Annotated in this window: 24 protein-coding genes; 10 read left to right on the top strand and 14 right to left on the bottom strand. The window is 48.7% G+C overall.

Annotated features, from left to right (window positions below):
- Positions 1–31 precede the first annotated feature (31 nt).
- Positions 32–643, top strand: coding sequence for an NTP transferase domain-containing protein (locus HHL17_RS05665; protein WP_169223791.1), 612 nt, complete (start codon positions 32–34; stop codon positions 641–643).
- Here the strand turns inward: HHL17_RS05665 and HHL17_RS05660 are convergent.
- Positions 618–1,022 carry a molybdopterin synthase catalytic subunit gene (locus tag HHL17_RS05660; protein WP_169223790.1) on the bottom strand — a complete coding sequence of 135 codons (405 nt, stop codon included), beginning with the start codon at positions 1,020–1,022 and terminating at the stop codon, positions 618–620. The genes HHL17_RS05665 and HHL17_RS05660 overlap by 26 nt on opposite strands.
- A gap of 45 nt (positions 1,023–1,067) precedes the next feature.
- Positions 1,068–1,301, bottom strand: coding sequence for a molybdopterin converting factor subunit 1 (gene moaD, locus HHL17_RS05655; protein ID WP_169223789.1), 234 nt, complete (start codon positions 1,299–1,301; stop codon positions 1,068–1,070).
- Between the two features lie 78 nt (positions 1,302–1,379).
- Here moaD and HHL17_RS05650 point away from each other — a divergent pair, with 78 nt between their 5' ends.
- A complete protein-coding gene (locus tag HHL17_RS05650; RefSeq protein ID WP_169223788.1) occupies positions 1,380–1,751 on the top strand; it encodes a DUF7009 family protein in 372 nt (123 codons plus the stop codon).
- 2 nt (positions 1,752–1,753) lie between these two features.
- Complete coding sequence (moaA, locus tag HHL17_RS05645; RefSeq protein WP_169223787.1) at positions 1,754–2,719, top strand: GTP 3',8-cyclase MoaA; 966 nt, start codon at positions 1,754–1,756, stop codon at positions 2,717–2,719.
- 2 nt (positions 2,720–2,721) lie between these two features.
- Here moaA and HHL17_RS05640 read toward each other — a convergent pair whose 3' ends face one another.
- From HHL17_RS05640 to HHL17_RS05615, 6 genes are all read right to left on the bottom strand, one after another.
- Positions 2,722–3,465, bottom strand: a complete 744-nt coding sequence (locus HHL17_RS05640; RefSeq protein WP_169223786.1) for a sulfite exporter TauE/SafE family protein — start codon at positions 3,463–3,465, stop codon at positions 2,722–2,724.
- Position 3,466: 1 nt separating this feature from the next.
- Positions 3,467–4,555: a HesA/MoeB/ThiF family protein gene (locus HHL17_RS05635; protein ID WP_169223785.1), complete on the bottom strand. Its 1,089-nt coding sequence runs from the start codon at positions 4,553–4,555 to the stop codon at positions 3,467–3,469.
- Between the two features lie 18 nt (positions 4,556–4,573).
- The gene (locus HHL17_RS05630; RefSeq protein WP_169223784.1) at positions 4,574–5,116 is read right to left on the bottom strand and encodes a GNAT family N-acetyltransferase; all 543 of its coding nucleotides are present in this window, start codon (positions 5,114–5,116) and stop codon (positions 4,574–4,576) included.
- A gap of 64 nt (positions 5,117–5,180) precedes the next feature.
- On the bottom strand, positions 5,181–6,452 hold the full coding sequence (gene serS, locus HHL17_RS05625) for a serine--tRNA ligase (RefSeq protein ID WP_169223783.1): 1,272 nt from the start codon (positions 6,450–6,452) through the stop codon (positions 5,181–5,183).
- A 43-nt stretch (positions 6,453–6,495) separates the two neighbouring features.
- On the bottom strand, positions 6,496–8,163 hold the full coding sequence (locus tag HHL17_RS05620; protein ID WP_169223782.1) for an NAD+ synthase: 1,668 nt from the start codon (positions 8,161–8,163) through the stop codon (positions 6,496–6,498).
- 30 nt (positions 8,164–8,193) lie between these two features.
- Positions 8,194–8,877, bottom strand: coding sequence for a porin family protein (locus HHL17_RS05615; RefSeq protein ID WP_169223781.1), 684 nt, complete (start codon positions 8,875–8,877; stop codon positions 8,194–8,196).
- Positions 8,878–9,016: 139 nt separating this feature from the next.
- Between HHL17_RS05615 and gldB the strand changes: the two genes are divergently transcribed.
- The gene (gldB, locus tag HHL17_RS05610) at positions 9,017–10,045 is read left to right on the top strand and encodes a gliding motility lipoprotein GldB (RefSeq protein WP_169223780.1); all 1,029 of its coding nucleotides are present in this window, start codon (positions 9,017–9,019) and stop codon (positions 10,043–10,045) included.
- 11 nt (positions 10,046–10,056) lie between these two features.
- Here the strand turns inward: gldB and apaG are convergent, their stop codons facing one another.
- The 5 genes from apaG to HHL17_RS05585 all read right to left on the bottom strand — a co-directional run bounded on the left by apaG (position 10,057) and on the right by HHL17_RS05585 (position 12,760).
- A complete protein-coding gene (gene apaG, locus HHL17_RS05605) occupies positions 10,057–10,443 on the bottom strand; it encodes a Co2+/Mg2+ efflux protein ApaG (protein WP_169223779.1) in 387 nt (128 codons plus the stop codon).
- An 83-nt stretch (positions 10,444–10,526) separates the two neighbouring features.
- Complete coding sequence (locus tag HHL17_RS05600) at positions 10,527–10,853, bottom strand: DUF4157 domain-containing protein (protein ID WP_169223778.1); 327 nt, start codon at positions 10,851–10,853, stop codon at positions 10,527–10,529.
- Complete coding sequence (locus HHL17_RS05595) at positions 10,841–11,785, bottom strand: DUF5777 family beta-barrel protein (RefSeq protein ID WP_169223777.1); 945 nt, start codon at positions 11,783–11,785, stop codon at positions 10,841–10,843. Before HHL17_RS05595 ends, HHL17_RS05600 begins: the two co-directional genes overlap by 13 nt.
- Positions 11,786–11,813: 28 nt before the next feature.
- Positions 11,814–12,365: a YceI family protein gene (locus HHL17_RS05590; RefSeq protein ID WP_169223776.1), complete on the bottom strand. Its 552-nt coding sequence runs from the start codon at positions 12,363–12,365 to the stop codon at positions 11,814–11,816.
- 17 nt (positions 12,366–12,382) lie between these two features.
- Positions 12,383–12,760 (bottom strand): hypothetical protein, encoded by a 378-nt coding sequence (locus HHL17_RS05585; protein ID WP_169223775.1) that lies wholly within the window; start codon positions 12,758–12,760, stop codon positions 12,383–12,385.
- A 103-nt stretch (positions 12,761–12,863) separates the two neighbouring features.
- Here HHL17_RS05585 and HHL17_RS05580 point away from each other — a divergent pair, with 103 nt between their 5' ends.
- Positions 12,864–14,141 carry a UDP-N-acetylmuramoyl-tripeptide--D-alanyl-D-alanine ligase gene (locus HHL17_RS05580; protein WP_169223774.1) on the top strand — a complete coding sequence of 426 codons (1,278 nt, stop codon included), beginning with the start codon at positions 12,864–12,866 and terminating at the stop codon, positions 14,139–14,141.
- A 138-nt stretch (positions 14,142–14,279) separates the two neighbouring features.
- Positions 14,280–17,564: a TonB-dependent receptor gene (locus HHL17_RS05575; RefSeq protein WP_240975096.1), complete on the top strand. Its 3,285-nt coding sequence runs from the start codon at positions 14,280–14,282 to the stop codon at positions 17,562–17,564.
- Positions 17,565–18,368: 804 nt separating this feature from the next.
- Here the strand turns inward: HHL17_RS05575 and mce are convergent.
- Entirely contained in the window at positions 18,369–18,770 is a 402-nt protein-coding gene (gene mce / locus HHL17_RS05570; protein WP_169223772.1) for a methylmalonyl-CoA epimerase, read from the bottom strand.
- Between the two features lie 112 nt (positions 18,771–18,882).
- On the opposite strand from mce, the gene HHL17_RS05565 reads away from it, so the two are divergent.
- The 4 genes from HHL17_RS05565 (at position 18,883) to HHL17_RS05550 (ending at position 23,749) form a co-directional block, all read left to right on the top strand.
- On the top strand, positions 18,883–20,100 hold the full coding sequence (locus tag HHL17_RS05565) for an IscS subfamily cysteine desulfurase (protein ID WP_169223771.1): 1,218 nt from the start codon (positions 18,883–18,885) through the stop codon (positions 20,098–20,100).
- A 69-nt stretch (positions 20,101–20,169) separates the two neighbouring features.
- The gene (gldF, locus tag HHL17_RS05560; RefSeq protein WP_169223770.1) at positions 20,170–20,910 is read left to right on the top strand and encodes a gliding motility-associated ABC transporter permease subunit GldF; all 741 of its coding nucleotides are present in this window, start codon (positions 20,170–20,172) and stop codon (positions 20,908–20,910) included.
- A gap of 10 nt (positions 20,911–20,920) precedes the next feature.
- Positions 20,921–22,624: a gliding motility-associated ABC transporter substrate-binding protein GldG gene (gene gldG / locus HHL17_RS05555; protein ID WP_169223769.1), complete on the top strand. Its 1,704-nt coding sequence runs from the start codon at positions 20,921–20,923 to the stop codon at positions 22,622–22,624.
- A gap of 189 nt (positions 22,625–22,813) precedes the next feature.
- On the top strand, positions 22,814–23,749 hold the full coding sequence (locus tag HHL17_RS05550; protein ID WP_169223768.1) for a TerC/Alx family metal homeostasis membrane protein: 936 nt from the start codon (positions 22,814–22,816) through the stop codon (positions 23,747–23,749).
- The last annotated feature ends 16 nt before the right edge of the window (positions 23,750–23,765 follow it).

Raw genomic sequence — 23,765 nt, 5'->3', positions numbered from 1 at the left:
TGCGCAACAACAAATTTAAAAACAGCAGCATATGGCAGGGAATAATATCGCACCATTGAAAGGACTGGTACTCTGCGGCGGACAAAGTGCCCGGATGCAGGAAAATAAAAGCAGGATCAGCTATCATGGTATACCGCAATGGCAATACCTGGCGGATTTATTAGCGTCTTTTGAACTGGAAACATATCTGTCCTGCCGGACAGATCAACAAACAGATTTTGATCACTATCCCCGGTTGATACCTGACAACGTGCCTTATGGCGGCCCTTCTGCTGGATTGCTGAGTGCACACCTGCTACAACCGGACACGGCCTGGTTAGTACTGGCCTGCGATCTTCCGCTGATCAGCCGGCAAAGCCTTGAAATACTGGTCCGGGAGCGGGATGCAGCACAATCAGCCACCGCCTTCATCAGTCCGGTCAATGACCTTCCCGAACCGCTGATTGCCATCTGGGAGCCTGCCGGTCTGCGTGCTTTACAGCAAAGTGTGGAGTCTGGCAAAAACTGTCCCCGCAAAACGTTGCTGAATACCAACATCCGGCTGCTGCACAATCCTTATGCCGCCGAGCAATACAATGCCAATACGCCTGAAGAAAAGGCTACAGCGATGAAACAGGTCACTGACCAATCTCTCCGTCCATAAAAAACTCCTTCTTCCAGATAGGCACCGTTTCTTTCAGTGTGTCGATGGTAAACTCACAAGCGTCAAATGCAATACCGCGATGCGCGGAAGCAACAGCAATCACCACGGCAATGTCGCCGGGATATTTGTCACCGATGGCATGTAACATGACCAGCTTTTTAATGTTCCACTGCGCCTGTACACGATCGGCAATTTTCTGCATTTCGCTGAGCGCCATCGTCTCATAACATTCATAAAACAATTTCGTCACCCCGCGGCCACGGGTATCATTCCGTACCGTTCCGGTGAAGATCACCTCTCCACCACATTCCGGGGACTGAATGAAGTCCAGCGCTTCCTGTACGGTGATGGTATCTCTGATGGCTATTAATGTTTCCATAATTATCTTTAAAATCTGCCCAGGCCCATGGTTTGCCTGACGGCTTCACCCGCCGCTCACCGGCGGTATCACGGCCACTTCGTCACTTGCATGGATCATTTGTGTATCGGCCGCATATTCGCGGTTGACCGCTATCATCAGGGAACTGAGCTGTTGCATGGCCGGGTAATGGTCATACAACCACCGTTTCAGTTCCGCCACATTGGTCACCGTTTCCGGAAGATCAACCAGCGCCGCACCGGCAATATCTTTTGCCACACCAAAAAGCAGAAGGCCCATACATTGAAATTTGTTGGTTAAAACTACAATATAGCAGCGATAAAATAGTACTTTTAATACCGGAGAAAATCACTTTCTATGAAGATCAGGATAAGAGGGAATAGCATCCGCTACCGGTTGGACAAAACAGATATGGAACTGCTGGAAACTACCGGCAAAGTGGAATCCATCACCCATATCGGTGCCGGCGTGCTTCATTTTTGCGTACGGTCCAAAAGCATCACCGATCCGGTGATCAAAATGGAACATGACGGCGTACACCTGTTACTGCCCGCAGAGCGGCTACAGCATTGGTATGCACCGGACCAGGTGGGCTTTGAACTGATACTTCCCAATCCTGATGGCTCTGAGCTGAAAGTACTGGTGGAAAAGGATTTCCAGTGCCTTTCCCCCAGAAATGAAGATGACAGCCAGGCTTTTGAAAATCCGAATGCAGGTAAAAACTGCTGAACATGCTAACGGACGCCCATCATCGTATAATCGATTACGTTAGATTGTCTGTAACAGACCGTTGTAATCTCCGCTGCACTTACTGCATGCCGGAAAATATGCGTTTTGTCAAATCGTCCGCCCTGCTTACAGATGCAGAAATCATCACCTTATTGGAAACACTGGCATCCGCCGGCATTTCCAAAGTCAGGATTACCGGTGGAGAACCCTTCCTTCGCCCGGGCCTCATACCCCTCCTGGCTAAAATCAATGCCATTAGCGGCATACGGCAGATCGCTATCACGACCAACGGCGTACTCACCCACCATCATATCCCGGACCTGAAAGCACTGGGCATTACACATGTCAATCTCAGTCTCGATACGCTGCAACCTGCGCGCTTTCAGCAGATCACGCGCCGCGACCAGTTTGCCGCTGTCATGCAAACGCTGGACAACCTGCTGGCACATCAGATGCAGGTGAAGATCAATGTGGTCGTAATGGACCAGGTAAATACAGATGAGCTGGTACACTTTGCAGCGCTTACCCGCGAGCAACCCGTATCTGTAAGGTTCATTGAGGAAATGCCATTCAACGGCCAGGGGCATGCTTTTTCCGGTATCAACTGGAACTATGAGGCCATTCTTGATACCCTCCGTGAAAAGTACACCCTGCATAAATTACCGGACGCCCCTCATTCCACTGCGCTCAACTACAGTATTCCCGGCCATGCCGGCAATATCGGGGTGATACCGGCCTATAGCCGTACCTTCTGCGGTACCTGCAACAGACTACGTATATCCGCTACCGGTAGTGTAAAAACCTGTCTCTATGGCCCCGATGTTTTAAATGTGAAAGACCTGATGCGGTCAGGAGAGCCGTTATTACCGGCTATTCAACAGGCACTGCATCACCGCGCTGCCAACGGGTTTGAAGCCGAACAGCTGCACACCAGCGCCCCAGAAAGCATGTCTGTGATAGGGGGATAAAATTACTTTATCAGCATTCTGACACCTGCATACAAAATCAATACCGCCGTAGCACCTGCCACCCATTTGGGTTTAAGCACACGGGCACTCAGCCGCGCACCGATTTGTCCGCCAATGATCACCGCCAGCAGGAGCGGTCCGGCGAAAGCTGGCTCAAATACAATCGCCTTTTTAGCGGCCTGTCCCAGCAAACCTGAAATAGAATTAACGAGGATAAAGAAACTACTCAGTCCAGCTACGTTTTTAGCAGTATCATACTTGCCCAGCCGCAGTACCGGCGCCAGATAAATACCGCCACCAATGCCGGTCATCCCGGACAGCAGCCCGATAGCACCGCCGATAAATCCATACAGGACACCGTTGCCTTCCCGCAGGGTTTCCGTCTCCTGATTACGTTCAAAAAAGAGGCGGTAACACATGAACACAGCAGCCAACGTAAGGGCTACGCCCAGCAGCAGGAAAAAGGTTTCCTGTTTAAGCGGCAGATAACTGCCCACAAAAGCCAGCGGCACACTAACGAAAGACAACAGCAACGCCTTTTTCATCGGGAGATGGCCGCTTTTGTAGAAATGATATACCCCACCAGCTACCACGGCTACATTGCATAATAATGCCGTGGACTTCATCAGTTGAAAATCGATGCCCCACAGGGCCAGGATAGCCAGGTAACTGGAACCGCCGCCGAAACCGGCTGATGAATACACCAACGCTACCAGGAAAAAAAGGAGACAGAGTTCTATGGTCACATTAATAAGTTTGCATCTGGTCATCTATGGCACAGGCCCAGGCATGAATACCGCCTTCCACATTGTACACCTGTTTGAAGCCCATCTCTACCAAACGCTGTCCCACAGCCCTGCTGCGCATACCATGATGGCATAGTACCGCCAGCGGCGCCTCCGACTGCAGAGCGTTCACGCGCCCCAATACCTGTCCCATAGGGATATGAATGGCCTGTGGCAGATGGCAGATATCCCATTCGTCATCTTCTCTCACATCCAACAGTTGCAGGTCATTGCCTTGTTGCTGTAGCCACTGATGCAGCTGTTCTACAGACAGGGATTGCAGATTATTCACTTCACAAACAGTTTGTTGGTAGTTGTCTGCCAAACGCGTTATCTGCTGATTGGCGGCTACCGGTGTAATATTAAAAGTAAGGTGGGTATTATGTAATGTATCGATAGTGAGCAGCTGGTTTTTCAGCGGTGTGCCAATGCCGGTGATCACCTTCACTGCTTCATTGGCCTGGTAACAACCGATAATACCGGGCAGCACACCCAGCACGCCGATCTCGCTGCAATTCAGCATCTCGCCGGATTCCGGTGGTTCAGGAAAAATACAGCGATAGGTGGCGCCGCCCTGGTAGTTAAATACGCTCAACTGTCCTTCGTATTTATAGATAGCGCCGTATACCAACGGTTTGCCGGTAATCACGCAGACATCATTCACCAGGTAACGGGTACCAAAATTATCAGAACAATCCACTACTACATCATAAGCGCCGATAATCTCCAGCGCGTTGTCTGTCGTCAGCCAGGTATCATGTGGTACAATCTGCACTTCCGGATTAAGTTGTTGCAGCCTTGCTGCAGCCAGGGCCAGTTTGGGTTTTCCCTGATCGGCAGTATGATACAGCACCTGTCTTTGCAGGTTGGTAACGGATACGGTATCATGCTCCACAATACCTATTTTTCCTATACCCATGGCCGTTAGATATTGCAGTACCGGCACGCCCAGTCCACCGGCGCCAATCACCAGCACGGACGCTGCCTGTAATAAACGTTGTTTCTCCGGGCCAAAGCCTTCCAGTCTTGTCTGTCGGTCATATCGTTGCATAACAAATCGTCTTTATGATCATGGTTTTACCCGGCGGTACATCGTCACCAGGTCTGCATATTGTCCCTCTTTCAGCTGTATACCGTAGGGCAGGCGGCCGCATTCCAGGAAACCAAAGTTACGGTAGAGATGCATGGCTTTATCATTGGAACCAAACACCTGCAGGTATAACAGCTGTATTTTTTCATGTTGTTCGGCCCAGCGCAGCATGGCGGTCATCAACCGCCGGCCGATGCCCAAACCACTCCAGGCACGTTCCACAGCGATGCCCATTTCGGCGGTATGGCCTCTTTTGTAGTATCCGCCATGGTTTACGGTGATAGAACCTACCAGTGTGTCATTCACGATGGCGACCAGCATCAGCTGGTCAGGATTCTTCAGGTAGGTTTTGATAAAATCTTCTTCTGATTTCTCATTCAGCTCCAGGGCTTCTCCGGGAGTGAACAACAGGAAGTCTGTTTCCTGCGTCATCCGCTGGAAATTACGCAGCAATCCGAGGGCGTCTTCTACCACCGGCGGCCGGATGATCAGTTCTGCTCCGTTGGGCAAAAAATGTCTCATGGTACGAAAATAAAAAAAAGCAGCCGGTTTAGGGCTGCTCTTTATCATCAAAAAAAGATAGTGTTTATGCAATCTTGTCTGCGCCGAAATAACGATGCAGTACGGCCGGTAACGGAATACCCGCTTCTGTCTGGTTGTTTTCCAGCACACATGCCATGATACGGGGCAGGGCCAAAGAGCTGCCATTCAGGGAATGGGTCAGCTGCGGCTTGCCGTTGGCTTCTTTGAAACGGATCTTCATGCGATTGGTCTGGTATGTCTCGAAGTTAGATACAGAGCTCACTTCCAGCCATTTTTGCTGGGCGGCGCTGTACACTTCAAAGTCATAGGTGATGGCGGATGCAAAACTCATATCACCGCCACACAGCCGCAAAATGCGGTAGGGCAACTGGAGACTGTTGAGCAGCTTTTCCACGTGGGCCACCATCTCGTCCAGCGCTTCGTAAGATTTGTCCGGATGTACAATCTGTACCAACTCCACCTTATCAAACTGGTGCACCCTGTTGAGGCCACGTACATCTTTACCGTAAGAACCGGCTTCACGGCGGAAGCAGGGGGTATAACCGGTCATTCTGATAGGCAGATCGGTATCTTTCACGATTTCATCGCGGTAGATATTCGTCAGCGGCACTTCTGCTGTCGGGATCAGGAAATAGTTGTCCTCAGTAGCGTGGTACATCTGTCCTTCTTTGTCAGGCAACTGGCCGGTACCAAAGGCAGAAGCTTCGTTTACCAGGTAAGGAGGAGCATATTCAGTATAACCGTTATCCAGGTTAAAATCCAGGAAATACTGTATCATCGCACGTTGCAGCCGGGCGCCTTGTTTCTGGAAAACAGGGAAACCGCTGCCGGTGATTTTATTGCCCAACTCGAAATCAATCAGCTGGTACTTTTTAGCGAGGTCCCAGTGAGGCACAGCATCAGCGGCCAGTGTGGGGATATTGCCACCACGGCGCACTTCCACGTTTTCTTCCGGGGTTTTACCGGGAGGTACGATGGCAGCAGGCAGGTTAGGCAGCTTAACGAGGGTATCGTGCAGCGTTTTTTCAGTGGCGTTCAGCTCTTCATTCACCGGTCCCAGTTTCTCTTTCAGGGCGTTTACGGCGGCACGTTGTGCTTCGCCTTCTTCTTTTTTACCCTGCGCCATCAGTTTACCGATCTCTTTGGAGAGACTGTTTACCTGCGCTTGTGTTTCATCATATTCCTGGGTGAGGCGCTTACGCTTGTCGTCCAGTGCCAGCACTTCATCGACCAGGTTTGTTTCTTTAAAGTTTTTCAGGGCGAGACGCTCTAATACCAGTTCTTTATTTTGACGTATAAACGGTACTTGTAACATGTTGTATTATTAAAAAATTTGCTCAAAGATAGAAAAATAGCATTTAGCTGAGATATTTACCTACTATCGGTATCCTTCGGCCCACACCAAAGGCCTTTGAAGATACCCGGATAATAGGGCAGAATTGATTCCTTTTGTATTCATTGGTGTTGACCATCTTTAAGGCCCGCGAAACCAAAGCGGAGTCAAATCCCTGAGCAATAATTTCTTTAGGTCCCTGACGGCGCTCAATATACTGGTACAGCAACCTGTCCAGCACCGCGTAATCAGGCAGGCTGTCACTGTCCTTTTGATTGGGGCGCAGCTCTGCGGAAGGGGCCTTGTCAATGATATTTACGGGGATGATCTCTTTATCCCGGTTGATGTACCGCGCAAGGGCGTACACCTGCATTTTGTAAACGTCGCCCAGTACAGACAGGCCGCCGGCCATATCGCCGTACAGCGTACCGTAACCGGTAGACAGCTCACTTTTGTTGGAGGTATTGAGCAGGATATACCCGAATTTGTTGGAAAGTCCCATCAGCAGGTTACCACGGATACGGGACTGGGTATTTTCTTCTGCCACGTTAAAGGGCAGTCCTTTGAAATACGGCTCCAGCGTAGTCAGGAAGCTCTCGTAAATATCATTGATGCGGATAATGTCGTAAGGGTTGTCCAGGTTTTTGGACAACGCCACGGCATCATCTACGGAATGTTCGGTAGAATAAGGAGAAGGCATCAGTACAGCACGCACATTTTCACTGCCCAGCGCATCGCAGGCAATAGCGAGGGTCACGGCGCTGTCTATACCGCCGGAAGAGCCCAGGATCGCCTTTTTAAAGCCCATCTTACTGAAGTAATCACGGATGCCCAGCACCAGCGCATCATATATCCGGTTAATGTTGTGTTCAAACATTAATTCCGTCAGCGGAGTGAAAGTCACCATTTCGGCAGGGGCTTCTCCTTTGGAAAGCAGGTCTTCCAGGTCCATTCCCCCCATAGCTTCGGTGAAATAGGGCAGTACCTTTGCTACATTACCGGCCGCGTCGAAGATAAGAGAGCCGCCGTCAAATACGATCTCTGTCTGGGAGCCCACAGTATTGCAATAGTACATGGGCAGCTTGTACTTCAGCACATTGGCGCGGATGATCTCTTTACGGTCTTCATCATGATCATAATCAAACGGGGAAGCGGAGAGATTGATCATCACGTCCGGCTGTTGCGCCATCAGCATATCCATCGGGCAGATGCGGTACAGCGGGTTATCACCGAGGTTCCAGATGTCTTCACAAATGGTCACGGCCAGTTTTTTCCCTTTAAACGGAATGATGTTCCACTCGTAAGATGGCTCAAAGTAGCGGTATTCATCAAAAACGTCATAGGTGGGGAGCAGGGTTTTATGTACCACCTGCTTTACTTCCCCTTCGTGGAGAAACCAGGCTGCGTTGAACAGGTCCTTGCCTTCCCGTTGCGGGTTGCGGGCCGGACTGCCTACCAGCACGGCGATATCGTGCGTATGCGCTTTGATCATGTCTATAGCATGATAACATTGCGCAATAAAATCTTCAAATTCGAGGAAATCACGTGGGGGATAACCACATACACACAGTTCGGAAAACACCACCAGGTCAGCACCCTGTGCTTTAGCAGCGGCTATTCCTTCGATGATCTTCTGTGTGTTGTGTTCAAAATTACCTATATGATAGTTCTGTTGTGCCAGTATAATTTTCATACCCTTGAAAAAAGTTTAGATCGGCTGTTGTTAAAAATATACGCCCAGCCGCAGCGCAAAGCTATTCATATTTACTTTACCATCATCCCATTTGGCGTTTCGGGTAACGTCCACGAAGCCGTTCTGGTAGGTTAAGCCGATAATACCGGTAAGGGTTTCGCCCAGCGGGTATTCCACACCGGCGCCGATCAGCATACCGATATTGATGCGGTTCATTTCCGGTAGTATGTTTACCCTGTCATGCGTTTGATTCAGGGAGATGACATCCGCCCTGCCGCTTACCGGGAAAGCGAAATAGGTACCGAACTGTCCCCAGAAATTAAGATCGTTGGGCGATGTTGTTTTCAGCTTCAGTGCCAGTGGTATCTCGATGTAGGTGAGTTTCATGTTGTATTCTGCCGGATTGGCCTTAAAATCGCCCAATCCTTTACCAGCATCATATTTCAGCTTACTGCCACCCAACACCACGTTAAAGCCCGAGGCCAGCGCATAGTTACCGGCTTCATTCAGGTTAAAATCGGCCATCAGCCCGAAGCTCAGTCCTCCTTTGGAGCTGTTGCGGCTTACGCCCGACTCCTGTGGCTTCAGTATCGAGATCATAGGATCTAATTTAAAGCCCAGCCGCACTTTACGGGCAAAAGTACCCTGTCCGCTCTGTGCCATCCCTGCTGTTGCTATCCCTAATGTTAATGCCAGCAAAAAAAACCGCTTCATATGATTCATTTTAACGATGAAATTACGAATTTGAAATACTTTATTCATCAACGTTACTTATAAGAACCCCGCAATAATATCTGCCATATATTCGTTAACCGTAATTCGTAATTCATAATTTTCCAATAATTTTACCTGAATGCGAAACAACCCTACATATTCCCTGCTGACTGGCTGCCTCGCGGCACTGTTCCTGTACGCCTGCAATACCGGCAATAAAACACCGGACGTAAGCCATATACCCATGAACGTTAGTATCCAGCGGTTCGACTCAGCGCTGTTTACCATCGACACCAACGATATACAACCCGGAATAACCCGGCTGCATCAGGCCTATCCGCTTTTCATGCCTATCTATATCTCAGAGATCATGAACTTCGGCGCTTATGCAGACAGCAGCCAGGAAGTACAGCAGCAGCTGCGGCTTTTCCTGACCAACCGCGATTTCCGGCAACTGGAGACAGCCGTGTCTCAAAAATATGGTAACGCCGGTACGCTGCAAAAACAGCTGGAAGAGGCGTTTCGTTATACCAAATATTACATTCCTGCTTTTCATCCCCCCAAAGTGGTCACTTTCACCTCCGGTATTGCCAATTATGGTGCCATTACGATCGACTCTATCCTGGGGATAGGGCTGGACATGTATATGGGCGCCGATTTCCCCCCTTATGCCCAGATACCGGACTATCCTGACTATATGATCCGTCATTTTGCGCCGGAGTATATTACCACCAACTGTATGCAGGTGCTGCAACAGCAGCTGTATCCTGCGCCCCGCAATGCCGGCGGCCTGCTCGAGCAGATGATAGAAGCCGGCAAACAACAGTATTTCCTGTCCAAAGTACTTCCCAATACGCCCGACTCTATCCGCTTCGGCTATGCGAAAGAGCAGCTGCAATGGTGCCGTGAAAATGAAAAATTTATCTGGCAGTTTTTTGTACAGAACAACCTGTTGTATACAACGGACTGGCAGAAGATCAACCTTTTCATGAACGATGCACCGGCCACCCAGGGCATGTCCGAAGGATCTCCCGGAAAAATCGGCTACTTCGTGGGCTACGAGATCGTGAACAAATACATGGAAAAACACGCTGACGTAAGCGTTCAGCAATTGATGGAGTCGAAAAATCTGCTGGAAATATTCAAGGCGTCTAAGTACAGACCGTAATTAATAACGAATTAATTGAGTTTGAAGGGAACAACCATCTGGAATTCAGGAATCCTTACTTCAAAGACTTTCTTATCCAGTTGGTTTTCCATTTGGTAGGTACCGTACATCTTTCCTATTTCAGTGCGGAGGTTGGATCCCGAGACGTATTGATAAGTCTCGCCGGGGGCCAGTAACGGCTGTACGCCTACAACTCCTTCACCCTCCACTTCGCGGTGGGTACCGTTGGAATCGATGATGTACCAGTGGCGACGCAGCAATTTGATGGGGAAAGTATTGTTGTTTTCAATGGTGATACGGTAAGCAAACATGAATTCGCTTCCAATAGGATTAGAATAATCCGGCTGGTAGAATGTTTCCACGCTGATAGTGATTCCCTCTGTTACCTTCTTAACCATAAAATCAACCTTTGACGTAAAAATAAGAAAAATAAAGCCAGTGGGCAGAGAAATTATATTTTTCGCAACACTTTAACGATTTTTTAAATAATTTCTATTCCTTCCAGAATGCCCGGGTCAGCTTCTGCCTTCCTGGCGGCCACTTCCAGCGGATTGTGATAATACCCCCACCGGGCAGATTGATACAGATACCGTGTCAGGAAACCTATCATGCCATATTGCTGGTATTGCATCACATGACAGGCCTCATGCCGGACCCAGGCAATGTCTGACAGAAACTCCAACCGGGACGCCCCATATAGATGTATGGTGCGCCCCAGTACCATGGCCACTGCCTTTACCCGCATCACCTTCGCGGCAATGCGGGCCAGTCCGGAATCAACTTGTATGCTACATCTTATTTTTTCCAATCCTTTTTCCCGAATAACGTAAATCTACGGGAAATATTGAAACCCCAGCGGAACTGCCCCTGTAACCACGATGTGGTGGTTTCAGGAATAAACTGCGTTTCCTGGATAGCAGTGGAATTGGTAAAGTTGATATGGAACACATGCCCGCCGGTTTCTATTTCCAGTCCCACGCCCAGCGGGTTGTAGAAAGTGATGCCCTGCGATTTGTAATAGTCACGGCTGGCCTGTGAACGGAACGGATAAAAGTATTCCGCCACGATACCGATCCGTTTGGACACCTTCAACCGGCCGCCCACGCCGAGGGCAAAAAGATTGTTCATGTCCGTATAACCTACGCGGTTGCGGTGAACATAGGTGGGGGACAGTGAAAACGCCAGCTTGTTACCAAACTTGCGGGACACAATACCCTGCGCCACATAACTCATCCGGTCAGATGCATCGCCAAACCAGGCGGCCTTATGCGGGTCTTCTTCTGATGTCATACAGGACATGACCGCTGTGCCCAGTATGGCCACAGACACCGGCACATGGCTATCCTGTGTTTGCTCTACCAGCCGGTATTTCACCAGCAGGTCTATCAGCTGATGCTGGTCCCCGGAACCTTTGGAGCGGCCCAGGCCCGCCATCAGCCGGTCGCTGATACCATATTCCAGCCCTATGCGGATATCGGTGGAATTATCGATGCCATAGAATGTTTTGGCGCCGCCGAATTCACCGGCCAGGTCGCCGAAACGGTGATCCACCCGGAAGTCCAGCTCATGTTTGCGCAGCATGTCCGTGGAATGCCCCATAATGATACGGGTACCTTTATAAGTATACAACACTTTCGGATGTGCAGGACCGGTAGAATCGAAGAGGTGGCTCAGGTCCTGCTGGGCCTGGCCATATACGCTGATGCTGGTGCACAGCAACAGAAAAGCAATAATTTTCATGGGTATGTTTAAATAATGATTAGAAGGATTACCGGTTTACCGCCGCAGTATATACCGCATTGACTGTTACGGCCACTATCTCTGCTACGTTTTTCACCACCATGGAGGGCACATCGATGCGATGGTCTGCCACGCGGATGTTGAAAGTAGAGCCGGCCGTGATGTTACCGTCTTTCACGGTGATGGTGCCTTTTTCGCGGTAGGCTCTGTCCACCCCGTGCAGGTTCAGCGTACCTTCCACGATCACCTCATAGGTGCCATTGCGGCTGAAGTCTGTGTTTTCCACCACTTTCCCTTTGAATTCGGCAAACGGGTATTTGTCGCTCTCCAGATAATTTTGGTTGAAATGGTCCTGCATCAGCTTTTTCCTGAACTGGAAAGAAGCGATTGGTACTTTAAAATAAATGGCGCCGGTCTTTACATTGATAGCGGACACACCTTTGTCGGTTTTAGCCTCTATATCTTCCAGCGGCGCTGACGAGAAGAAAGAGAACCGGGTATTCTTGCAGGAGAAAACATCCTGCGCTGATACCGCACTGGTGATCATCACCAAAGAGAAAAGAAGGAACAGGTTTTTCATGAGCAAAAGATTTGGGTTTACTGATCTGGCATACCGCGTTCTATCCAGCAGGCGATGGAATCTTTCATGCCTTTCGACAATGCCGGGAAACGTGATGGCGGCATATCCGCCTGAGCGCTGGTAACACGTTGTATAAAAACCGCCCGGGACGCTGTAATGTAGGCCTTCAGGTTATCCGGGGTAGAGAAATCTGCGCGGCCCCGTGGTATATTGCCGGTATGGCATCCGCGGGAGGTACAGTTGACCTGCATGGCCTGATACACATAAGTGGTGACAATACGGGCTACTTTACAGTCAAGGCCCTCGTTCGGGATCACCGGAGCCGGCGCCTGTTCATTTTTACAGGCTGCCAGCAGGATCACTCCCGCCAACAAAAGATGGGTTTTCTTTTTCATAATAGTTTATTGAACCTGTATCTGATACGAAAGATGCAGTGAATGGGTTGCCAGGGTTACACTATTTGGATTTAGTTGTTATTTTGCAGAAAATCTTCCACTCGTGACCATAGAACAAATCTATCATATCTATCTGCAGCATGGCAGCATTCAGACAGACACCCGCAAGTTGCAACCGAATGATATTTTCTTTGCCCTGAAAGGAGACAATTTCAACGGCAACGAATTTGCTGCCAAAGCCCTGGAAATGGGTGCAGCCTTCGCCGTGGTGGACGAAGCTGCGTATTACACGCAGCCAGACAAAATGGCGCTGGTGGATAACGTACTGGAAGCCTTACAGGCGCTCGCATTATGGCACCGGAAACAATTAAACATTCCCTTCCTCGCCATTACCGGCACTAACGGTAAAACCACTACGAAAGAGCTGGTCAATGCCGCCCTGTCTGCCGGCTTCAAAACTTTCGCTACCATCGGCAACCTCAACAACCATATCGGGGTGCCGCTGACCATCCTGGCCATCAAGCCTGATGTGGAAATAGCCGTGATTGAAATGGGCGCCAGCCATCAGAAAGAGATCGCCAGCTACTGCACTATTGCATTGCCTACACACGGCATCATCACCAATATCGGTAAAGCCCACCTCGAAGGCTTCGGCAGCGAAGAAGGTGTCCGCATCGCCAAAGGAGAACTGTACGATTACCTGCGCGCCAACGGCGGTACCGTATTCGTTTGCAACGACTATCCCTATCTCATGGAAATGAGCAAAGGCATCTCCCATGTGATCACCTACGGCAGCAAAAACGCCGATTATACCGGCGCCCCTGAAACAGACAAAGCACTACTCGGTGTTGAGGTAGCCAACGATAACATCGGATTTATACAAACCAAACTTACCGGCGCTTATAACTTCCCTAATGTGATGGCCGCAGTGGCTGTAGCCAGCCACTTTAAAGTGCCGGCAGAAAAAATCGGTCCTGCCATCGCCGCCTATACGCCGTCCAACAATCGTTCACAGGTCATGCAACAAGGCACCAACACCATCATCATGGATGCCTACAATGCCAACCCTTCCAGCATGAAAGCCGCCATCGACAACTTTATAGGCATCGCGTCACCTAAAAAAGTACTGATGCTGGGTGCCATGATGGAACTGGGCGCAGACAGCGTTAAGGAACACGAAGCGTTAGTAGCACACTTACAACGTCACCACTGGGAAGCGGTGGTGTTAGTGGGCGGTGATTTTAAAAAGGTCAACCATCCTTACATATATCTTGATAACTCAGCCGAAGCCGCCAAATGGCTCCAGCAACAACAGTTTCAGGACACACATATACTGATCAAAGGTTCCCGCAGCACCGGTATGGAAAAAGTAATCGCGTAATTTTTTTGTACAGATTTTTTTGGGCGAAATATTAATGATTTCATAATTGTATTATTTTTAATGCTATTATTTCTCATTTGATATTTGCCCAAAATCTGAATCGTAATGCACAAAAACAATTGGTGTAAAACCCTATGTATGCTGGTCTGCATACTGCTAATCCCTGCTTTGATTTTTGCCCAGGAAACCACCGCTGACATTGCCGGCATCATTGGTAGTGGCGACGGTCCCGTGCCTGGCGCCAGTATCGTTGCCCTGCATCAGCCAACTGGTACACGTTATGTGACCGTATCCCGTAAAGATGGACGTTTTAACCTGCCTAACCTCCGCGTGGGCGGCCCTTACGTGCTCACTATTTCCTACATCGGTTTCAAAGATGAAAAACGGGAAAACATATTCCTCCAGCTGGGACAGGAATACAAGGCAGACATCAAGCTGCAACAAAGTACCAGCACGCTGAATGAAATTGTGGTGAAAACCGCTGCACAAAGCAAAGTAATCAACAAAGCCCGCACCGGCAGCCAGGAAGTGATCACCCGTGCGCAGATGGACCGTCTGCCTACTATCACCCGCTCCATGCAGGACTTTACCAAACTCACTCCTTCGGCCAACGGTCTTAATATCGGCGGCAGAAGCAATCAGCTCAACAACATCACGGTTGATGGCGCCAACTTTAACAACTCTTTCGGTCTGCAGCCTACACTTGGCTCCCAGACTGCCTCTCAGCCTATCAGCCTCGAAGCGTTGGAACAGATACAGGTAAACGTTTCTCCCTATGACGTAAAACAAGGCGGCTTCTCCGGCGCCGGTATCAATAGCGTTACTAAAAGCGGCACCAACCAGTTCAAGGGTTCTGTGTACACTTATATTCAGTCACCCGGACTGCAGGGCCTGAAAGTAGGCAATACGACCGTCACCAAACCTGTTTTCGATTACAACCTGCGTGGTTTCAGCGCCGGTGGAGCAATCATGCAGAACAAACTGTTCTTCTTCGTCAGCGCTGAACAGGAAAGGATCACCGCTCCGGCCACCAGCCTCGTAGCTAACAGCAAAGCCGGCGCACCCGCTACCGGCAACGTTTCCAGGGCGGTAGCCGATACGCTGAATGCACTGCGTCAGTTCCTGATCGACAACTACCAGTATAACCCCGGTGACTACCAGGGTTATACCTACCGCACTTCCAGCGATAAAATCACGGTTAAAATTGACTGGAACGTAAACGAAAACAATACGTTTACTTTCAAGTACAACTACCTGAAGTCCTACAAAGATATCCCCGCCAGCAACAGCGGTGCACCGGGAGCAGGCCGTCAGCCCAGCAATACCGGTCTGCCTTTCAGCGGCAGCGGATATACGATCAACAACAACTTCAATATCTTCATTGCAGAACTGAACACCCGCATCGGCAACCGCGCCTCCAACAAATTGCAGGTAGGCTTCTCTGCTATGCGCGATTTCAGAACGCCATTGTCTGCCAAAGAATTCCCGCTGGTGGATATCCTCGACGGACAAGGCAACAGCTACACTGCTTTCGGTTATGAGCCATTTACCTACAACAATAAACTGAACACAAACGTGTTCCAGTTGTCCGATATCTATAACCTTTATCGTGGTAAACATGAAATCACTATCGGTACGCAGAACTATTATAAAACGTTTCTGAATGGTTTTGCACCCAACTATATGGGCAACTACCGTTTCAACTCGATGACAGATTTTTATGCCAGCGCGAAAACCGGTGCGCTCACAGCATCCCGTTATGCACTGTCTTATACCACTACCAAAGATGGTTCCTTCCCGTATGCTAAAATCAACCAGCTGGAGCTGGGCGCTTTCATCCAGGACAAATGGAGCATCACCAATCATTTCACATTGACGTATGGTTTACGTATAGACGTTCCTGTTATCGGCAGCACTTTCAGCAGAAACGATTCGCTGACAACGCTGACTTTCCGCGATGGCATTCATCTGGATGTAGGCAGTGCGCCTAAAACCAAACCGATGTTCTCTCCGCGCATCGGCTTTAACTGGGATGCTACGCATGATGGCAAAACGCAGGTACGTGGCGGCATTGGCCTGTTCTCCGGTCCTCCGCCAGCGGTATGGCTGAGCAACCAGGCAGGCAACAACGGCGTGCAATTCGGGTCTTTTGTTGCGCAAACGGATGCCAACAATCCTACTATTCCATATGCATTCAATGCAGACCCGGGCAAGTATCGCGTAGTAACAACAGAGCCATCCAAACAATACAACATTGCGGTGATTGATCCTAACTTCAAATATCCGCAGGTATTGAAAGCAACACTGGCAGTAGACCGTCAGCTGCCCTGGGGCATCGTTGCCACACTGGAAGGTAACTACTCCAAAGACATCAATGCCGTGTACTTCCAGAATGTGAACCTGCCCGCTACCGGCCTTCAGCTGGACAGCACGCCGGACCATCGTTTGCGCTACAGCGGCACTAAAATTTACGGTGCAGGCACCAGTCTCGGTAATCCGAATATCAGCGACGCTATCCTCATGCGTAATACCAGCAAAGGCTATTCTTACTTCGTAACATTACAGGTGCAGAAAAACCTGCCTAACCTGTACCTGAGCGCAGCCTATACCTACAGCAAGTCACGCTCTATCAATGATGGCGGTACCATTGCACAGGGCAACTGGCGTGACCGCCCCGTAAGCGGCGATCCTAATGATGCTTCTCTCGGTTATTCCAACTACTATCTGCCGCACCGCATTATTGCCGCAGCCACTTACCGTTTCAATTGGGCGAAGCACTTCGCCACCTCTATCGGTATGGTGTTTGAAGCCGCACCCAATGGCGCCATTTCCTACACTTACAATGGTGATCTCAATAATGACGGCTCCGGCGGTAACAATGACCTGATCTTCATTCCGGCTACCAAAAATGATATCAAACTGGTACCGGTAGGTTATGGTGATAAAAACTTTGACGCCAGCAACCCTGCGGATAAACGTAGTGAAAGTATTATTTGGAATCAGTTGGACAATTTCATCAAACAGGATGATTACCTGAGCCATCACCGCGGACAATATGCAGAACGTAATGCGGTGGTATTACCGTTCTTCAAACGTATGGACCTGAACATCACACAGGATATCTTCGTATTCAGCGGCAAACAGAAAAACAAACACACGCTGCGCCTTACTTTTGATATCATCAACTTCGGTAATCTGCTCAACAGAAGATGGGGTACTTACCAGATCGCCAACGTGCCTAACTTCCTGAAATATGAAGGACAGCTCCGCGATGCTACCGGCAAACCGACTGCTGCACCGGCCTTCTCTTTCCCTTATCAGGACAAGGACAACCAACTCCCCGTTAGCAATTCCTGGAGAGACAATACCAACACGCTTTCCCGCTGGCAGGGACAAGTGGGTATCCGGTATATCTTCAACTAATGATGGTCATGATTTCTGCTGATTCGCCTGATGTGCGAGGATCAATTTAACCAGTGATTTTTCTATCAGCTAAATAGTAAAGGCCCCTGCTGTGCTATCAGCAGGGGCCTTTATATAATAAGCTATTGATCTTCCTGTCAATCTTCGCACATCAGGCGAATCAGCAAAAATCATGTCTATCACAGTTACAATATTCTGAAAACAAATGCGTTTAATACCTTGAGCGCTTACATGCAGTGGCTATAGGTACATCAGGAAAGTACCAGCAACAACGATAGTAATCTGTAATGCAGCTTTGATTAAATCTAGTAGCGAACTAAATTCATCAACTGCTTTTATTGCCATCTTAGATATTCTATTAAACTATCCGCCCTTTTTGAATTTTTGTTTCTTTTAAAATGCTAAAGGAGACGAAATGAGAAGGTGTGGAGTTAGCTAAAAAAAAAGACCTGCAAGCTAAAAAACCCGCAGGTGTTCATAACCTATGCCAACTTTAGAGTAATCGTGAAAACTTACAGCATATATTAACTATAAGTTTTATAATATCTTGAGTTAAATAAAGGATCTGTCTTTTTTTATTTTTTGTTTTTGATTGTCTTTTATTGAGATAACGTATCAGAAAACATATTTGTTCAAAAAAGTCAAAAATTTTTGGGCATTTATTCTTTCTGATTTTGGTCTTTTTGGGTCCCTTTCGGGGTCACTCATGTTATCTACGTATCACATGATCTGTTTGGATTGCTAAAATGGAAAAAAAATTAAAATAAATTTAATTATTAAATTTTAGTATATATAACTAGTTCGTTATTTGATCTCTTGACAAATTTCGATCAAGACTCCGTTCGTATTTTTGGGGTGTAGAAAGCAAATCAGCTTATTATCAGCCCCTTTTTTGGGTGTTTCCTGCAGCAAAACAAAGCCCTCCTGCTGCAGTCTGGCCATTTCCGCATAAATATCCGCCACTTCAAAAGCGATATGATGCATGCCTTCTCCTTTTTTAGCCAGAAATTTAGCAATGGTACTATCTGGCCCGGTGGCCTCCAATAATTCTATCTTGGTTTCACCCTGTTGGAAAAAAGCGGTCTGAACCTGTTCGCTGCTTACTTCCTCCTTTTTATAACAAGGAGTGTTCAATAGTTTCTCAAATAGCGGGATAGACACGTCCAGGGATGTGACTGCAATCCCGATATGCTCTACTTTTAACATGGGAAATTCTTTTACCGGTATGATTAATTACTGTCTTTCTTAACCCGGTAAAAATAGAACTTATGTCGTAGATTTGGATTGTTTGGGAGATGATATAAAAAATAAAGAGAATATGTTAGACTTGCCCGTTTACCTGGACAACAACGCCACCACCCCCTGCGATCCGCGGGTACTGGAAGCCATGTTGCCCTATTTCACCGTGATGTTTGGTAATGCGGCAAGTCGCAGCCACGCTTTTGGCTGGTCAGCGGAAGCAGCCGTAGACCAGGCCCGTGAGCAGGTAGCCCGGCTGATAGGGGCGCAACCCCAGGAGATTGTATTTACCTCCGGCGCCACTGAGGCGGTGAACCTCGCCATCAAAGGCGTTTTTGAGACCTACGCCGCGAAAGGCAATCATATCATCACCTGTCAGACCGAACACAAAGCTGTACTGGACACCTGCAAACATCTGGAGAAAAAGGGCGCAGTAGTGACTTACCTTCCGGTCAACAGTGAAGGCCTTCCCGATCTGGCAGCGCTGGAAGCAGCCATCACCCCGCAGACCATCCTCATCGCCTTTATGTACGCCAATAATGAAACCGGTGTCATCCATCCGGTAGAGGCAATAGGCGCCATCGCTAAAAAGCACGGCGTCATTTATCTCTGCGATGCATCCCAGGCTGTTGGCAAAATACCGGTGAACGTACTCAACGATCATATTGACCTGCTCACCCTCAGCGCCCATAAAATGTACGGGCCCAAAGGCGTGGGAGCGCTGTACGTACGGCGCCGCGATCCGCGGGTAAAACTCACCGCCCAGATGGACGGCGGCGGCCATGAAAGAGGTATGCGCTCCGGCACCCTCAACGTGCCCGGTATCGTAGGGCTGGGCAAGGCCTGCGAACTGGCCCAACAGGAGATGTTATCTGATGCAAAAAGATTGTCGCTCATGCGAAACCGCCTCCAGGATGCGTTATTACAAATAGAACATGCTTATGTGAATGGTTCTGTCGAGCACCGGCTGCCGCATGTGATGAATATTTCCTTTAAATATATAGAAGGCACCACCTTACTGATGGGATTCAACAAAACAATTGCACTCTCTTCCGGCTCCGCCTGCACGGCAGCCTCTATGGAACCCAGCTATGTGCTGAAAGCCCTTGGTATCGGCGACGACCTCGCCCATGCCTCTCTGCGCTTCGCCTTGGGCCGGTTCACCACAGACGAACAAATCGATTATGCTATCCGTACCGTGACCAGTACCGTTCAGCAGTTGCGGGCACAAAGCCCCCTCTGGGAAATGTACCAGGAAGGACATCTCCGGGATAGCGCTTCCTGGGCACATCCATGATTTTCTTCCCGGCAACCATAATCTTATATATTTGTATTTTTATGTATCCTAATCCTTACACAACTGTCCATGCTTGCCATCTTTAAGAAAGAGATAAACCAGTTTTTTAGCAGCGTCACCGGTTATGTGGCCATTGTGCTGTTCTTACTGGCAAACGGCCTGTTCCTATTCGTATTCCCGGACACCAGCCTGCTCGATACCGGTTACGCCAACCTGGACCCGCTGTTCAACCTTGCTCCACTGATCTATCTGCTGCTTATACCCGCCATCACCATGCGCTGTTTTGCCGATGAGTTCAAAACCGGTACCATGGAGCTGTTGAGCACCAAACCACTCAGCTGGTGGCAGATTGTAATGGGCAAATTCTGGGGCAGCCTGCTTATTGTAGGCATCTCCCTGGTACCAACGGTAGTATATTATATCGCCGTGCGGCAGTTGAGCATAAACCCTCAACAGCTCGATAACGGCGGCATGCTGGGAGCCTACACCGGCCTGTTCCTGCTGGGAGCAGTTTTCACCGCTATCGGCCTGTGGGCATCCTCGCTTACTGCCAATGCCATGATCGCCTTTCTGATCGCCGTTTTCACCAGCTATATCTTTTACAACGGCTTCGATGCTCTCAGTAAAATACCCACCTTCAGCGGCGGCGCCGACTATTACCTGCAAATGGCCGGTATCCGCTTCCATTACACCTCTATCAGCCGGGGTGTCATCGACAGCCGCGATATCATTTACTTTATCAGCGTCATCGGCCTGATGTTGTATCTCACCAAATTATCCCTACAAAGAAAACTCTGGCAGAACGGTTAATATAAACAGTATGGCTAAACGAAAAAAATATATACAGCGGGCACTGGTCATTATCCTGGTACTTATTGGTGTGAACATAGCCGCGGCCTACTTCCACGGCAGATGGGACCTGACTGCTGAAAAAAGATATACGCTCACCAGCGGCACTAAACAGCAGCTCCGGAAGCTCAACAGCCCCGTAGATATTGAAGTGTTCCTGAAAGGGGATTATCCCGCCACCTTCAAACAGCTGGCCCAGTCTACACAGGAGCTGCTGGATGAATTCCGTGAATACGGCAAACAAAATATCCGTGTTACTTTCATCAATCCCGGGCAGGGCCTTTCAGACTCCTCCCGCATGAAGTTCTTCAGCGAACTCACGGCACAGGGCATTATGCCGTTTAACATGAAAGTACAGGAAGATGCCAACGAGGGCTATTCCGAAAAACTCATCTTTCCCGGCGCCCTGGTACATTACAAGGGGAAAACAGTTGGCGTGAACCTGCTGAAAAATCAGGGCGGACAGGACCCCATGCAAACCATGAACAGCTCGGAATCCTTGCTGGAATACCAGTTTGCCAATGCCATCAGCAAATTGCAGGAAGAGAAAAAGCCGCTGGTAGGCTATATGCTGGGCCACGGTGAATCATTGGGCGCCGAAGTATATGATGCACTCACCACGCTGCAATCCGGTTATGGACTGGATACACTGACCCTGCAATCCGTTCCTGCTATCCCGCATGATTTCGATATCATCCTGTTTGCCAAGCCCGCAGCGGCTTTCAGCGATCAGGACAAATTAAAGATCGATCAATATGTTATGAATGGCGGAAAAGTGCTGTGGTTTCTCGATGAAACCAATGCCGCTATGGACAGCCTGCATCAGCGCCCGGAATTCCTGGCATTTGACAGAGGCCTGAACCTGGAAGACCTGTTATTCCGTTACGGCGTGCGCATCAACCAGGACCTTGTGCAGGACCTGCAGTCCGATATTGTGCCACTGGTAGTGGGCAATGTGGGCAACAGGCCACAGATACAACCGGTGCCATTCCCTTATTTCCCGATGCTAACACCTACCGGCGCCCATCCTATTGTAAAAAATATGGATATGGTGCTGAGCCGCTTTGTCAGCTCTATGGACACTGTTAAGGTGGAAGGGGTAAAGAAAACCATCCTGCTTACCACCTCCCGCAGCAGTCGCCGTGTACGTATACCGGCACAGGTTAGCTGGGACATTGTAAAAACAAAGCCCAATATCCGGGAATACCGTGAGCAGCATATTCCAGCCGCCGTATTGCTGGAGGGGCATTTCACCTCACTGTTCCGCAACCGGCTGGACCAGGCCACAATGGCGGCTTTTCAACAGGTAAGCGGCTATCCTTTCCGGGAAACAGCAGCTACGGCTAATAAGATGATCATCGTCAGCGATGGTGACCTTATTGCTAATGCGATATCCCGCAAAGATGGTCCGCTGCAAATGGGCATTAATGAGTTTAACCCCGGCTTCGCCTTTGCCAATAAAGAGTTTTTTCTTAACTGTCTCGAATATCTAAGCGGTAAAAGCGGTATCATGGAAAGCCGGAATAAAGAGCTCGCGCTCCGGTTGCTGGACACCGAAAAAATCAAAAAAGAAAAAACAAAATGGCAGGTTATCTGCTTTCTGGTACCGATAGGGCTGGTATTGCTTTTCGCGATGGTATTCCAGTTTGTGCGCCAGCGTAAGTTTGCAGAATAACGGCAGATAAAACGCCGGGGGACGCAAAATATATCGTGCTAAAAAACATTACTTTTTTAACCCATACAAATAAATGATGACCGGCGTCATCCAGTTTTAACTTTATTATATGCACTTTGCCAATGGTCTGTCTGACGCCTTTGCGTGGAGAAAAGCATATCTTTGCCCTTCACAAAAAGCGAGCGTCTCATGACACCCATCCAGTGGACATATCTCATTTTCGGCATTGTGATAGTCCTGGCTTTAGTTTTTGACCTGGGTTTATTCAGTAAGAAAAATACCAAAACAACGCTTAAAACGGCTCTGTGGCAGAGCATTTTCTGGGTAGGACTCGCAGTATTGTTCTTTGGATTTATGTGGTTTGAAGATGGTTCAGAGACAGCCATCAGTTTCATGAGTGCTTATCTCATGGAGAAATCACTCTCGATGGACAATATTTTTGTATTTATTCTCATTTTTGGTTTCTTTAAAATAAAGGAAGAGCACTACTCGCGTGTATTATTGATAGGTATCCTGATGGCGTTGGTCTTTCGGGCAATTTTCATCAGTGTGGGAGTGGTGTTGATCGCGCGGTTTCACTGGATATTGTACCTTTTTGGCGCATTTCTGTTGTATACCGGTTATAAAATGTTTAAAGCGAAACCTGATGATGAGTTTAAACCGGAAGAAAATGTGGCCTACCGGTTTATGAACAAATACCTGCGGGTAACCCATGAAGAGGCACATGGAAAATTTGTGGTCCGCAAAAATAATAAGGTGTATCTGACTACGTTATCTGTAGTAGTCGTGATGCTTGCCGTAACCGATATTATTTTCGCCCTGGATTCTATTCCGGCGGTATTTGCCATATCACAACAACCGGTCGTGGTATACACCTCCAACATATTTGCGGTACTGGGATTGCGGTCCCTGTTCTTTTTGTTGAGAGGGGCGGTGGATAAATTCGATTATCTGCCCCAGGGTATTGCCATCGTACTGATATACATTGGACTGAAAATGCTGGCAGATTACTTTATCCATATACCGGTATATGTATCGCTGTTGGTGATTGTTCTTTGCCTGGGAGGGTCTATCTGGTATTCCCTCCGTCATCAGAAAAATGAGTTACCGGAAAGAAAAGCCTAGTAATAAAACAACTGTT

This window comes from Chitinophaga fulva, assembly GCF_012927205.1.
GTDB lineage: Bacteria > Bacteroidota > Bacteroidia > Chitinophagales > Chitinophagaceae > Chitinophaga > Chitinophaga fulva.
This window is presented reverse-complemented; position numbering and strand designations above follow the sequence as displayed.

Excerpts from the sequence above, each read along its gene's own strand:
- moaA (WP_169223787.1), top strand. The coding sequence starts at position 1,754 with ATGCTAACGGACGCCCATCATCGTATAATCGATTACGTTAGATTGTCT.
- gldB (WP_169223780.1), top strand. The coding sequence starts at position 9,017 with ATGCGAAACAACCCTACATATTCCCTGCTGACTGGCTGCCTCGCGGCA.
- HHL17_RS05585 (WP_169223775.1), bottom strand. The coding sequence starts at position 12,760 with ATGAAAAAGAAAACCCATCTTTTGTTGGCGGGAGTGATCCTGCTGGCA.
- HHL17_RS05620 (WP_169223782.1), bottom strand. The coding sequence starts at position 8,163 with ATGAAAATTATACTGGCACAACAGAACTATCATATAGGTAATTTTGAA.
- HHL17_RS05630 (WP_169223784.1), bottom strand. The coding sequence starts at position 5,116 with ATGAGACATTTTTTGCCCAACGGAGCAGAACTGATCATCCGGCCGCCG.
- HHL17_RS05550 (WP_169223768.1), top strand. The coding sequence starts at position 22,814 with ATGACACCCATCCAGTGGACATATCTCATTTTCGGCATTGTGATAGTC.
- moaD (WP_169223789.1), bottom strand. The coding sequence starts at position 1,301 with ATGGGCCTTCTGCTTTTTGGTGTGGCAAAAGATATTGCCGGTGCGGCG.
- gldG (WP_169223769.1), top strand. The coding sequence starts at position 20,921 with ATGGCTAAACGAAAAAAATATATACAGCGGGCACTGGTCATTATCCTG.
- HHL17_RS05575 (WP_240975096.1), top strand. The coding sequence starts at position 14,280 with ATGCTGGTCTGCATACTGCTAATCCCTGCTTTGATTTTTGCCCAGGAA.
- HHL17_RS05615 (WP_169223781.1), bottom strand. The coding sequence starts at position 8,877 with ATGAAGCGGTTTTTTTTGCTGGCATTAACATTAGGGATAGCAACAGCA.
- HHL17_RS05635 (WP_169223785.1), bottom strand. The coding sequence starts at position 4,555 with ATGCAACGATATGACCGACAGACAAGACTGGAAGGCTTTGGCCCGGAG.
- HHL17_RS05595 (WP_169223777.1), bottom strand. The coding sequence starts at position 11,785 with ATGAAAATTATTGCTTTTCTGTTGCTGTGCACCAGCATCAGCGTATAT.
- HHL17_RS05665 (WP_169223791.1), top strand. The coding sequence starts at position 32 with ATGGCAGGGAATAATATCGCACCATTGAAAGGACTGGTACTCTGCGGC.
- gldF (WP_169223770.1), top strand. The coding sequence starts at position 20,170 with ATGCTTGCCATCTTTAAGAAAGAGATAAACCAGTTTTTTAGCAGCGTC.
- serS (WP_169223783.1), bottom strand. The coding sequence starts at position 6,452 with ATGTTACAAGTACCGTTTATACGTCAAAATAAAGAACTGGTATTAGAG.
- HHL17_RS05590 (WP_169223776.1), bottom strand. The coding sequence starts at position 12,365 with ATGAAAAACCTGTTCCTTCTTTTCTCTTTGGTGATGATCACCAGTGCG.
- HHL17_RS05650 (WP_169223788.1), top strand. The coding sequence starts at position 1,380 with ATGAAGATCAGGATAAGAGGGAATAGCATCCGCTACCGGTTGGACAAA.
- HHL17_RS05565 (WP_169223771.1), top strand. The coding sequence starts at position 18,883 with ATGTTAGACTTGCCCGTTTACCTGGACAACAACGCCACCACCCCCTGC.
- mce (WP_169223772.1), bottom strand. The coding sequence starts at position 18,770 with ATGTTAAAAGTAGAGCATATCGGGATTGCAGTCACATCCCTGGACGTG.
- HHL17_RS05660 (WP_169223790.1), bottom strand. The coding sequence starts at position 1,022 with ATGGAAACATTAATAGCCATCAGAGATACCATCACCGTACAGGAAGCG.
- apaG (WP_169223779.1), bottom strand. The coding sequence starts at position 10,443 with ATGGTTAAGAAGGTAACAGAGGGAATCACTATCAGCGTGGAAACATTC.